This is a genomic window from Phycisphaeraceae bacterium (assembly GCA_019636655.1).
In the GTDB taxonomy this organism is placed as follows: Bacteria; Planctomycetota; Phycisphaerae; order Phycisphaerales; family UBA1924; genus JAHBXB01.
The window spans coordinates 455,104-467,725 of record JAHBXB010000002.1; the positions used below are offsets into that span (position 1 = coordinate 455,104).

The following is a 12,622-nucleotide window of genomic DNA, read 5'->3' on the forward strand; positions in this document are numbered from 1 at the left end:
GGGATCGCATGAAACACTCCAGACCGTTGTCCGCGTCGTTCGTTGCACCCGGGTCTACGGCCCGTCTGGTGCTGGTTCTCGTGATCGGCGCGGCATGCGGCGGCGGGTGCTCAACCCCCCGGGACCCATCGAAGGCCGGACCGCCGGCGACGATGGTCGTCAAGCAGGACCGCATGCTGAACGTACAGGTGTTCCGCGATGAGGCCAAGATCACGATGACCAACACCACCGCCGAACCGATCCCCGCCGGGCGGATGTGGGTCAACGCGTGGTACAGCATCCAGTTCGAGGGCCTTGGGGTTGGCGAAACGATGGTCCTCAGCCTCGACGAGTTCCGCGACCAGTACGGCGATGCGTTCCGCGGCGGAGGGTTCTTTGCCGCGAAGCAACCCGAGCGACTGGTGCTGGCCCAGATCCAGACGGAGGATCAGGTGCTGGGGCTCGTGGTGGTGGGAGGTCAGGAATAGAGGCGGCCACCTGGGAGCGTGAGATGGCGAGCATCCTCGTGGTCGGCCCGCACCCGGACGACCAGGAACTTGGCATGGGCGGGACGATTGCCCGCCTCGCGTCGCAGGGTCACAGCGTGTGCCTGCTGGACATGACCGACGGCGAGCCGACCCCGCACGGCAACCCGCAGACCCGGGCTCTGGAAGCGGCTGAGGCGGCGAGGGCGCTGTCGAGCCCGGGGAACCCGGTCGTGCGGCGGCAGCTGGGACTGCGCAACCGGTTTGTCGAGCACTCGATCGAGGCAAGGCACAAGGTGGCGGGGGTGATCCGGGCCGTGCAGGCGCAGGTGCTGTTCGTTCCGTACTTCGAGGATGCGCACCCGGACCACGTCGCGGTGACGCGGATCGTGGAGGACGCGAGGTTCGATGCGAAACTGACGGGGCTGCCGATGCCGGGGGACGAGGGGCGGCCGCCGCTGTACCCGAAGTGGCTGATCTACTACTTCGCGACGCACCTGCGGATCGCGGCGGCCCCGACGTTCATCATGGATACGACGGGGTTCGAGGACTGCAAGCACGCGGCGGTGCTCGCCTACCGGTCCCAGTTCGTGGTGAACGAGAAGAACCGGGCGGTGGTGGAGTGGGTCGGCGCCGCGGGGAAGTACTTCGGCTCCCGAATCGGGGCCGCGTCGGGGGAGCCGTTCTACAGCAAGGAGCCGCTCGGGCTCACGGGTCTGGATTCGGTGGTGATGTGAGCGAGCGCTCCAGTGCGGGCCGGGTAAACTCTGGCCACGCGCGGAGGGCCCCCGGTTGACGCTGACGGCCGAACTCATCCTGCCGGAGGTGAAGGAACTGATCGCCGAGGGGGCGTTCAGTGAACTGCGCCTCTCGCTCAAGGGGATCCCGCCGGCCGACATCGCGGACATCGTGGCGGGGCTGGAGCCGGCCGAGGCCGCCGTGATGTTCCGCTTCCTGGCGCGGGACGATGCAGGTGAGGTGTTCGCGTACCTCGACGGCGAGCACCAGGAACTTCTGATCAACGAACTCGGGGCCAGCGCCTCGCGGGTCGTCGAGGGCATGGACCCTGACGACGCCGCGAAACTGCTCGAGGAGCTGCCCACCGAGGTCGCCCAGCGGCTCATCGCATCGCTCAAGCCCGAGGAACGGCGGGAGGTGCAGGCGATCCTCGGCTACCCCGCCAAGAGCGTCGGCCGCCTGATGACGCCCGACTACGTGACCGTCCGGCCGGAGTGGACGGTGGCGCAGGCGATCGAGCACATCCGCCGGTACGGACGCGACGCCGAGACGATCAACGTCGTCTACGTCGTTGACGACATGGGCCGGCTGATCGACGACATCCGGCTGCGGCAGATCTTCATGACCGAGCCGGACCGGCCGGTCGAGAGCCTGATGAACCGCACGTACGTCGCGCTCCGGGCTGACGATCCCCAGGAGGAGGCGGTCACGCAGTTGCTGCGGTACGACCGCGTGGCCCTCCCGGTGGTGGATTCCCGCGGCGTGCTGCTGGGGATCGTGACGCACGACGACGTCGCCGACGTGGCCCAAGAGGAAGCCACCGAGGACATCCAGAAGATGGGCGGCACGGAGGCGCTCGACGAGCCGTACAACACGATCCCGCTGTGGCGGCTGTTCATGAAGCGGGGCAAGTGGCTCGCCGTGTTGTTCCTAGGCGAGATGCTGACGGCCTCGGCGATGACCACCTTCGAGGGGGAGCTGGACCGTGCCGTGGTGCTCGGGCTGTTCATACCGCTGATCGTGTCCAGCGGCGGGAACAGCGGGTCGCAGGCGTCGACACTCATCATCCGCTCCCTCGCGCTGGGCGAGATCCAGCTCGGCGACTGGTTCGCGGTGTTCCGCAGGGAAGTGGCCTGCGGCATGATGCTTGGCCTCTTCCTCGGGCTGATCGGGCTGGTTCGGATCCTGGCGTGGCACGAGCTGGGATTCGCGGACTACTCGCGCCACTTCGTCCTGGTCGGTATCACCGTGGCGACCACGCTCGTGGGGATCGTGATGTGGGGGTCGATCATCGGCAGCATGCTGCCGTTCCTCTTCCGCAGGCTCAAGATGGACCCCGCGGCGATCTCCGCGCCGTTCGTCGCCACGCTGGTCGACGTCACGGGCATCATCATCTATTTCTCCTGCGCGCTGCTGCTCCTGCGATCGACGCTGCTCGCGTCGCACGGGAGCATGCCGGCGTACCGGTTCGAGGTCGGCACCCAGCCGTACGTGATCTTCAACGATCACAAGGGACGGCCTGTGGAGGTGGCGACCGAGGCGGACAGCACGACCCGCTACCCGGTGGTTCAGCTCGAGCCGGTTGATGCCCGGCCCGCGGGAACAACAAGCAACCGGTAGAGCCCGCGCCGATCAGTGATCCAGCCCCGCCTTGAGCCGCAACCACTGCGTCATCCGGTCCAGCGCCTCGGGGCTGACGGTCTCCTCGATCCGCGAATACTCGTCGATGCCGCCGGTCTTGGCGGTCTGGAGCATGTGGTTAAGGCCGGGGAGTTCCACAATCGTGACGTCCGTGTTGCCGCCGTCGGCGAGGGCCTTGCGGATCTCCGGCAGGTTCTGCGCGGGCATCACCTGGAGATCGAGCGACCCGTTGAGCGCCAGCACCGGACAGGAGGTCCGGCGGAGGAAATCCCTGGGGTCCAGCGCGATGAACATCTCCATCCACGGCGAACGCATCGCCGCGATATGGCGGCTGACGATGGTGTCGAAGGCCGGATCGGCGGCGTCGCCGCCCTGTGCAACGACAAGTTCCTCCATGAACGGACGGATCTCGTCGTCGCCGGCGCGAGAGACGACCAGGTCCAGCACCTTCGCCTGCGCCGCCCGCTGGCGAGCGATGTTCTCCTCATTGACACCGGCGGCCCGGTTGATCGCGGCGAGCTGCTCGCGCAGAACCTCGCCCCCCGGCACGCCGGTGCCCGCGAGCAGCACGATGTATGAAACATCCTTCGATTCCGACGCCACCATCGGGGCGATCAGTCCCCCCTCGGAGTGCCCGATCAACCCGAGCCGCCGCGGATCGATCTCCGGCTGGTTCTTGAGGAACTCCAGGGCGACGCGTACGTCTCCCGCGAACGTGACCGTGGTTGCATCGAAGGGGTTTGGCGCGGACGAGCCGCCGACTCCGCGGTCATCGGATCGGAGGGAGGCGATGCCGTGCCGCGCGAGATGGTCGGCGATCACCAGGAACGGGCGGTGGCCCATGATCGCCTCATCTCGGTCCTGCGGGCCAGACCCGGTGATGAAGACCACGCAGGGGTGCGGCCCGTCGCCCGCTGGGATCGTGAGCGTGCCCGCGAGCGTGGCGCCGTCCGCCGGGTTGGTGTACGTCACGTCCCGCGAGGTGTAGGGGAATGGCGGCTTGGGGTCCTGGGGGCGGACCGGCTCGGCCGACTCGTCCGCGCCGAGCCGCCGCATCGTGACGTTGAACTCGCCACCGGCCTGCTTCATTGTTCCGTGTGCCGAGCCCCCATCGGCGGCTCGCTCGACGTCGAAGTGGGCCCACGATGGACGCGGCATGCTCGCCAGGCCAAGCGTGAACTTCATGGTCGAGCCGCTCAACGACACGTCGCGGAGGCCCGCATCCTTGAGCCCCTGCATCGGGATCGACATGGTCGCCGATGGCGTTTCGGCCCTGGTGACGACAATCGTGAAATCGAGCGAAGCCCCGCCGGGAAGGGCGATCGAGCCGGTCCATCGTTCCTTCTCGGCACTCGGCGCCGCCGGGGCGGAGGGCTCTGCGTATGGCGTTGCCGGCGATTCAGGCTGTGCCGGCAGCCACGATGCGAGGGCAAGATACACCGCCATGGCCGATGCGAGGGGCAGTCGGAGTGTCATGATCACAAGCCTCCGGGAGGGAGAGTACGAGTCCACACGCGGATTGTTGGCCAAGTCGCCGCCCGTGTTGCAGGGCGCCTCGCCACCGAGCGTACCAAAGAAAACGCGGCCCGTTCGGCTTCCGCCGCTCGCGCCGCGCTGTAGTTCATGGCGAAAAACGACTCAAGTCGCCGCGATTGGCCGCAGCCGCTTGGGAGGAGCGGCGGCAGGAGCCGGTTCGGGCACCGCCACATCGCCCTCCGAAAACGCCTCGCCGAAACGGAACAGGCGGAATGAGTTGCCGATCACGAACACATCGCCCAGGCCGTGGTAGAGCGCCGCGAGGAGGACTCCGAGGTAGCCGGTCGCCGCGATCGTGAGGCCGATCACCGCGATCAGGATCGACGCGACGATGTTCTGGACGATGATCGCCCGCGTCCGCCGGGCCAGTTCGATGAGGAAGGGGATGCGGGCCAGGTCGTCGTTGATCAGCACCACGCCAGCGGAGTTCGCCGCGATATCCGATCCACCCTGGCCGCCCATCGCAACACCGACATCGGCCTCGGCGAGGGAGGGCCCATCGTTGATGCCGTCGCCCACCATCATCACCCGCCGGCCCGTGCGGCCGAGCGACTGGACGAGGGCGTGCTTCTCCTCAGGGTGGCACTCGGCCTCGATCACGTCGGCGCCGACGGCCCGGCCTACCCGCTCGGCGACCGAGATGCGGTCGCCGGTGAGCAGCACGAGGCGACGGACGCCGATCTCGCGGAGGCGGTCGATCACGCCGCGGGCGTTGGTCCGCATCTTGTCCTCGAGCCCGACCACGCCGAGATAGCGCTCGTTGCGCACGACGTGCACACCGGTCATCCCCTCGATGCGGCTCTCGACAGCGCCGACCTGGCCCGCGATCTGAGGGAACAACTCGACGAGCCACGACGCTCGACCGACACAGAGCTCGCCCATCGAGGTGCGGGCACGGATGCCCCGGCCGTGCACCTCCTCAAAATCGCTGGACTGATCCGGCTTGATCCGGGCGGCCAGCGCCGTCGACATAATGGACGTCGCCAGCGGGTGGTTCGAGTGCTGCTCGCCGTCGGCCGCGGCCTGCAGCAGTTCAGCGCCCTCGACACCGTCGGCCGGGACCAGGCGGGAGACCGCAAAGACGCCGGTGGTGATCGTGCCGGTCTTGTCGAGCACGACCGTGTCCACGCCCGCGGAGGCTTCAAGGTAGTGCGTCCGCTTGATCAGGATCCCCAGGCGGGCGGCCGCGGCGAACGAGGCCACCATCGCCATCGGCGAGGAGAGCAGCAACGCCGACGGGCACGCGACGATCAGCACCGAGATGGCCCGCTCGACGTCCTTGGTCAGGAACCAGACGACAAACGCGACCGAGATGGTGACGGGAACGAAGAACTTCGAAACTTGCTCGATGATGAGCTGGCGGGGCGTCTTGGACTGCTCGGCCTCCCGGATGAGTTGGGTGACCTTGCCGATGGTCGTGTCTTCGCCGACCAGCGTGGCCCGCAGGTCAATGACCCCGGAAAGGTTGGTCGTGCCAGCGTAGACCGGCGCCCCGCTCTGCACCTCGTGCGGGACGGCCTCGCCCGTGAGCGAGGCCTGGTTGATCGCCGACGTGCCGGAGACAACCACGCCGTCGACCGGCAGGTTCTCGCCCGGACGGACGCGGACGGTGTCGCCCACTCGGACCTGATCGAGTTTGACCTCCACCTCGGACCCATCCCGAACGATGCGGGCGGTGTCGGGGGTCAGGCCGATCAAGTCCTCGATCGCCCGCTGCGCGCCCCACGCGCGCTGGCGGACAAACTGGTCCGCCACGAGCAGGATGAACGCCAGGAGACCCGCGGTGACGTAGTCACCGATCGCGATCGCCGCGATGATGGCCAGCGAAGCCAGCGACGACGTCGAGGCGCTGCCCTTCCACAACTCCTGCACGGCCGCCTTGAACAGCGGGTAGCCGAGGAGCAAGGCCCCAAGGAAGGCCGGGACCTGAGCAATCACCTCGGCAATCGAGTTGGGGAAGAGTGTTCTGGCCACGATGGTCGCCAGCACCATCGTCCCGCCGACCAGGTACCAGCGTGTGTACCGCTCCAGTTGCACGTTGTGGTGCGAACAGCACGCGGTCCCGGCCGGGTCCGACGGCGTGCCGCCATGCTGGTGCGAGTGGTCGTGAGAGTGCGCCGGGGCGGTGGTCATGCGTTCAAACTCCACCCCCTTGCCGCGGCCGATCGGGCCCAACCCCGAGCCCCGACTCCGGCAGAACGCCGGCTGGAGCCCGCCGCGGTGGAAGGTATGCGTCCGGGAGTCCCGGAGGCGTCGGTATGGTAGCCCCGGGGACGTCTCCGCCGGGCACTGTCGGGTTCGGTACGCTCTGGGGCGGCGACGGGTTCGCCGGCGGAGGCTCCCAATGGCGAAGCAGGGTTCAACGGGTCGGCCGGGAGGAGGAGCGGGCACCGGCGAGGGCGCGGGGGCACGGCCGCGGGTCGCCATTCTCGGGCTGGGACAGATGGGCCTGGTCTGCGCCGGGATCCTGGGGGGGCGATCGGGGGGCGCCGGTCCTGGGCCGGAAGTCGTCATGTGGGGGCACAGCGTCGACGAAGCCGGCGAGCTAACGCAGACCCGCCGCAGCGACAGGCTCCCGGGGTTCAGCCTTCCCGAATCGATCCGCGTGACCGACTCTGAGCGCGCCGCGCTCCGGGGGGCAGATCTGATCGTCGTCGCGATCCCGGTGCAGTTCATCCGGAGCGTCTTCGAACGGATCCGAAAGCACGTTCCCGCGGGCGTGGCGCTGCTGTCAGTGGCCAAGGGGATTGAGAACGAGACCCTGCTGACGCCGACCAGGATCATGCTTGACGCCTTGGGAGAGGCCCCGGGCTCCAGGCCGGTGGGCGTGCTGAGCGGGCCGACCATCGCGGGCGAACTGGCCCGATGCCTGCCGGCAACGATGATCGCCGCGAGCGACGACGCCGCACTCGCGGAACGGGTGCAGGGCCTGTTCTCCACCAGTTACCTGCGCGTCTACACCAGCGAGGACGTGCTAGGGGTGGAGCTGGCGGGCGCGGTGAAGAACGTGATCGCGATCGCCGCGGGCGGGCTGGACGGGCTCCAGGCGGGGTACAACGCCAAGAGCGCGCTCCTCGCGCGGGGGCTGGCGGAGATCACGCGGCTGGGGGTCGCGATGGGGGCCAGCCGCGAGACGTTCTTCGGCCTTGCCGGCGCGGGCGACCTCGCGACGACCTGCTTCTCACCCGAGGGGCGCAACCGCTCCTGCGGAGAGGCCCTCGGGCGCGGCGAGAAGCTCGACGACTACCTCAAGCGGGTAAAGTGGGTTGTCGAGGGCGTCGCCACGGCCAAGAGTGTCATGGGGCTGGCCAGGAAGTTCGACGTGGAGATGCCGATCGCCTCGGCGGTGTACGCCGTGCTCTACAAGGGAATGGACCCCATCGATGGGATCGGGCGGCTGATGAGCCGGGAGCTGAAGGCCGAACGGGTCGGGTGAGGAGGCGAGCCTGTCAACGCCGACGACGCAGCGTCGCAATCCCGGCAAGTCCGAGCAATGCAACCGGAGCCGGGGAAGGAACGGTCGTCCACATCTGGATGTCGTCGACCGCGTCCGGCGAGATTGGATCCGGATCGAAGATGTTGATGCGGCCGATGGGCACGGTCGACCACACGCCGAAGAAGACCTTCGCCGGGTTGGTCGACACCGGGCCGGCGAACGTGTACTGCCCGATGAGGACGTCGCTGACATCGAAGATGCCGACAGTCCATCCCGCATCGCCGAACCCGGCGAAGCGGGAGAGTTCGAAGCCGATTCCGGTCTTGTCGCCCGATCCGAAGATCAGGTCGATGCTGCAGTGCACGCCGGAGAGTATTCCCAGGTCCTCGCCGACCTTGATGCTGTTGGAGCCAAACGCGCCTGGGCCGAGGGCAAAGAGGGCCTGGGGGTTGTTCGATGGAACATCGACCGGGGCCAGGGGGCCCGGGAGCCGGTTGGTCTGGATCGTGAGGTTCGCCGACATCAGACCCTCCGGGAATACCGGCCCGTTGGGCTGTCCGCCGGTCAGGTAGTCGGGGAAGGGCATCTTGCCCTGCTGCTGGACAATGCCGTACTCAAAGTCCTCGATCCCCTTGAGGATCTTGCTGCTGGCCAGCATCTGGTCGTGGAACGGACCCGCCTCCGTGAAGTAGGCGATATCGGCGGAACTTGCCGACGTGGCTGCGAGCGGAGCGCACAGCGCATGCACGAGCATGAATCGGGGAGGCGTTCTCATCTCTCTACTCCTTGCCCGGTCTCCCGGGGCGATGCCGCCGACCGATCGGTCGGCTTGAAGCGGGCAGTGTACTTGCACCGCCCGTCGGCACAAGCAGCCGACCGAACTGTGTCCGCGGCACGCCTGCGGCCCTCACGAGTTCGCCGCCGCGCCGAGCGCCTAGCCTGCAACCCGTGCGGCTTGTCTTCCTCGGGACCGGAACTTCGTCTGGCGTACCCGCCATCGCGTGCTCGTGCGCGGTGTGCACGAGCACAGACCCGCGCGACAACCGCCTGCGCGCGGGAGCCGCGATCTGCTTCACGGATGCCACCGGGCAGGACCGCACGATCCTGATCGACGCGACGCCGGATCTGCGGCTTCAGGCCCTGCGGGCCGGGCTGCAACGGTGCGACGCGGTGGTGTTCACGCACAATCACGTCGACCACACGTTCGGGGTCGACGAGCTGCGCCGGTTCAATGTCGTTCAAAAGAGCGCCATCGACATCTACGCCGAACCCCACACCCTGGAGCATCTGCGGCGCGTCTACCGGCACATCTTCGAGCCCAGGGAGAACATCCAGGACACATTCGTCGCGACGCTGACGCCAAGGACACTCGAGGTCGGCCGGGCCCTGTCGCTCTTCGGCGTGCGATTCGAGCCGCTGCGGCTGATGCACGGCCAGTTGCCGATCGTGGGTTTCCGGATCGAACAGGAGGGAGCCCCGGACAGCGGCGCATTCCCGCTGGCGTATTGCACGGATGTCTCGGCGATCCCCGATGAGACCTGGCCGCGGCTGACGGGGCTTCGCACCCTCGTGCTCAACGCGCTCCGCCACCGGCGTCACTCGACGCACTTCTCGGTGCAGGAGGCGGTGGCCGCCGCGCAGCGCATCGGCGCGGGGCGGACCTACTTCACGCACATCTCCCACGACCTGGCCCACGCGGCGACCAACGCCGAGTTGCCCGCCGGCCTCGCGCTGGCGTACGACGGCCAGATCATCGAATGACCAAGTGAAAACCCCCGCCGGCAAGGCGGGGGCGTAAGGGTCCGGGTTCCGGCCGCAATCGCGCCGCGATCACGCGGCCTTGATCACTCGGCCTTGCCGTGCACCGGCTCGGGGGTGGAAGCGGCTTCCGAATCCGCCGCGGCAGAGGAAGGCGAGAGCGAGATCATGAGCTGCGCCTCGGGCTTGTAGTACTTGCTGAAGACCTGGTGCACCTGGTCCGCGGTCATGGCCTGGAACGCCTCGGGAGCGCTGACAACGTCGTTCAGGTTCGCCGAGCGGTAGTCCATCGCGGCGGTCTCGCCGAGCCAGAACTGTGGCTGCTTCATGCTCTCATCGAAGGTGTTGGCGAACTGCTTCTTGGCCACCACCATCTCCTCCTCGGTCGGCCCGGTCTTGGCGAACTCGTCGAAGACCTCCTTGAGCGCCGCCTCGAGCGCCGGAACCTTCTCCGGCTTGGTCGGGGCAAACGCGAAGAACAGGCCCAGACCGGGAACAACCCGCGCCGGCTGCGACTGGGCACCGATGCTGTAGACCAGCGCCTGCTCCTCGCGGATTTGCTTGATCATCCGCGTCGACAGGATCTTCGCGGCCATGTCCATCGCCCTTGCATCCGGGATGTTGTCGGCGTCGGGGCCGAAGAAGCCCCCGAGCACGACGGCGGCTGGCGTCTTCGTGTCGACCGTACTCGCCTTGACGACAGGGCCCGCCGGGCGGGAGACCTTGCGGAGTTCATCGAGCGTCGAACCGGAGATCCGGGCACGCGCCGGGAGCGCCGCGACGTAGGCCCTAAGAAGCTCCATCGCCTGGTCCTGGGGCATGTCTCCGACGATGGACACCTCGATCGGCGCGGTCGCGATCGTCTTCTTCAGCCACGCCTGCGCAGCCTCTCGCGTCATCGCATTGACCTGCGCCTCGGTCTGGGGCAGGAACCTCGTCTCGCTCGCCGGATAGATGGATTCGATCATCAGCGTCCGGAACGCCCCCTGCGGGTCCTTCTTCCGGGCCTCGATCGCCTGCAACTCTGCGGTCCGCCACTGGTCAAACGCCGCGGCCTCGATCACTGGGTCGGTCAGCAGCAGGTAGGCGAGTTGCATGCCCGTCTCGAGATCCGACGGCGAGCCCGAGACCGACAGCGTCATCGTGTCGGGGCTGCCGCCGCCCCCGCCGCGGACACGCACCTTCTTGCCCGTCATCAGGTCGCGGATGTCGGTCGAGGAGAGCGTGCCTGTTGCCGGCCGCGACCACGCGAGCCCCGCCGCCTCGGCGATGCCGCGATCCTTAGCCGTCTCCTGGATCGCGCCCGCCGCGAGGGTGAAGGTGACCGTGACCTCGTCCTTCTTGAAGTCCATCGACTTCTGGTGCGCCCGCACCCCGTTGGAGAGCCAGCCGGACCACACGCCGGACGCCTCGTGCACGCCCTGCTCGGTGATCTGGCCGGGTGTGGGCTTGGTCGTCATGAGCGCGGCGGCCCGCTCGGACTCGGCCTCCTTCTCGGGGGTGGCGCTGATCGCCGCCTTGCCAAGAGCGACGAGCGCCTCCTTCGTGGGCGTCTCCGCGGAGGAAGGCAGGTTGAGCATGAACATCGCCGAGGTCATGTCGAAGTCCGCCGCGAACTTCTTCGAGACCTCCTCAGCGGTGATCGTGGGGAGCAACTGGTTGACCAGGTCGAGGGTCTGCTGGGCGGACATCACGGGCTCGCCGTCGGCGATCGAGCGGTTGAGCATGTTCAGGATCACCCTCGCATCAAGCGTCGGCTCCCGCTTCACGAACTGCTCGGTGGACGACCTGATCTGGACCTTGACATCGTCGATCTCGCGCGCTGTGAACCCGTGGAGGCGGGCCCGCTGCAGCTCGGCGCCCAGCTCCTCGAGCATCGCTTTCCAGTTCTCCGGCTTGCCGTCCGCGCTGGCGTTCACGTACGTCGCCGTGCGGAAGAGCGAATCCAGCCCGACGGAGGCGTCCAGGAACGCCATGCCGCCCTTGCTGATCTTCGCATCGATGCGGCGGTTGAACGCCGTCACCCCCAGCCGCTCGACCATCTCCCGGCGCGCCAGCTCAACCGTCGTGGTCGGCGGAAGAACCGGCTCCAGGCGCATGATCGACACACTCGCGTCGGTCAGGTCCGGGTCCGTGGCGATGATCGCGTGGAAACCGCTCGTCGGCGAGACCTTCGGGTCCTGGTCCGCGGGCCGCGGGGCCTTGGGACCATCGGCGAACGCCGATTTGATCTGCGCGACGACCACCGCCGGATCCGCGTCCGCGACCACCATCACCGTCATGTTCGACGGCGTGTAGAACTTCGTGTAGTAGTCGACAAAGTCCTGCCGCTGCACCCCGAGGATGGTCTTCTCGGTGCCGATCGGGAGCCGGTCCCCGACGATCGAGCCCGGGGCGATGTTGCTGAGCATGTACTCCTGGATGCGCTGGCCGGCGCTGGAGCGTGCCCGCTTCTCCTCCAGGATCACCTGACGCTCCTTCTCGATCTCCTCCGGCACGAGGTCCAGCCGCATCGCGACATCGGACATGAACAGCAGCGCCTTGGCGATGTGCTCGGGCTGCGCATCGGGGAGCGCGAGCTGATAGGTCGTCTGGTCAAACGAGGTGAACGCGTTCTGGTGGCGGCCGAACGTCAAGCCAAGGCTCTCGAAGAACGGCACGACGCTCCCCGGCGGAAAGTTCTTCGAGCCGTTGAAGGCCATGTGCTCCAGGTAGTGGGCGATACCGCGCTGGATATCCGTCTCGTTCAGCGACCCCGAATCCACGTGCAGCCAGACCGACGCCCGGCCCGGCGGGTTGTCGTGCTTGATCACGATGTAGCTCAGGCCGTTGTCCAGCGTTCCCGTCACCAGACGCGGATCGGTTGGCAGGGGTTGCCCCGCGGCGGTCGCCGCCAAGGCCAGACTCACAAGACACGCCAAGATCGTGGCCGATGCGGCCTGCAAACGCGTCATACAGGGCTCCGTACGGGTCCCCCCCCCACCTCGCCTTTGGAATCCCCCCGAAATCCCGGACACTGGTATACCGGGCCGGGTTCGCGCAGTTTAGG

The 12,622-nt window shown here is 67.8% G+C and carries 9 protein-coding genes; 5 read left to right on the forward strand and 4 right to left on the reverse strand.

The features are described 5' to 3' along the window. The first annotated feature begins 8 nt into the window (after window positions 1-8). The 3 genes from KF745_07370 to mgtE are packed head-to-tail and all read left to right on the forward strand — an operon-like array spanning window position 9 to window position 2,822. Window positions 9-467, forward strand: coding sequence for a hypothetical protein (locus KF745_07370; protein ID MBX3358231.1), 459 nt, complete (start codon window positions 9-11; stop codon window positions 465-467). 23 nt (window positions 468-490) lie between these two features. Further along, window positions 491-1,201, forward strand: coding sequence for a PIG-L family deacetylase (locus KF745_07375; GenBank protein MBX3358232.1), 711 nt, complete (start codon window positions 491-493; stop codon window positions 1,199-1,201). Between the two features lie 55 nt (window positions 1,202-1,256). Beyond that, window positions 1,257-2,822: a magnesium transporter gene (gene mgtE / locus KF745_07380; GenBank protein MBX3358233.1), complete on the forward strand. Its 1,566-nt coding sequence runs from the start codon at window positions 1,257-1,259 to the stop codon at window positions 2,820-2,822. Window positions 2,823-2,834: 12 nt separating this feature from the next. Here mgtE and KF745_07385 read toward each other — a convergent pair whose 3' ends face one another. Further along, window positions 2,835-4,319 (reverse strand): alpha/beta fold hydrolase, encoded by a 1,485-nt coding sequence (locus tag KF745_07385; protein ID MBX3358234.1) that lies wholly within the window; start codon window positions 4,317-4,319, stop codon window positions 2,835-2,837. A gap of 162 nt (window positions 4,320-4,481) precedes the next feature. Then, on the reverse strand, window positions 4,482-6,512 hold the full coding sequence (locus KF745_07390; GenBank protein ID MBX3358235.1) for a cation-translocating P-type ATPase: 2,031 nt from the start codon (window positions 6,510-6,512) through the stop codon (window positions 4,482-4,484). A gap of 211 nt (window positions 6,513-6,723) precedes the next feature. On the opposite strand from KF745_07390, the gene KF745_07395 reads away from it, so the two are divergent. Then, window positions 6,724-7,815, forward strand: coding sequence for an NAD(P)-dependent glycerol-3-phosphate dehydrogenase (locus tag KF745_07395; protein ID MBX3358236.1), 1,092 nt, complete (start codon window positions 6,724-6,726; stop codon window positions 7,813-7,815). 13 nt (window positions 7,816-7,828) lie between these two features. Here KF745_07395 and KF745_07400 read toward each other — a convergent pair whose 3' ends face one another. Next, the gene (locus KF745_07400) at window positions 7,829-8,590 is read right to left on the reverse strand and encodes a hypothetical protein (protein ID MBX3358237.1); all 762 of its coding nucleotides are present in this window, start codon (window positions 8,588-8,590) and stop codon (window positions 7,829-7,831) included. A gap of 173 nt (window positions 8,591-8,763) precedes the next feature. Here KF745_07400 and KF745_07405 point away from each other — a divergent pair, with 173 nt between their 5' ends. Continuing rightward, window positions 8,764-9,576, forward strand: a complete 813-nt coding sequence (locus KF745_07405) for an MBL fold metallo-hydrolase (protein ID MBX3358238.1) — start codon at window positions 8,764-8,766, stop codon at window positions 9,574-9,576. Between the two features lie 83 nt (window positions 9,577-9,659). Here the strand turns inward: KF745_07405 and KF745_07410 are convergent, their stop codons facing one another. Further along, the gene (locus KF745_07410) at window positions 9,660-12,527 is read right to left on the reverse strand and encodes an insulinase family protein (protein MBX3358239.1); all 2,868 of its coding nucleotides are present in this window, start codon (window positions 12,525-12,527) and stop codon (window positions 9,660-9,662) included. Window positions 12,528-12,622 lie beyond the last annotated feature (95 nt).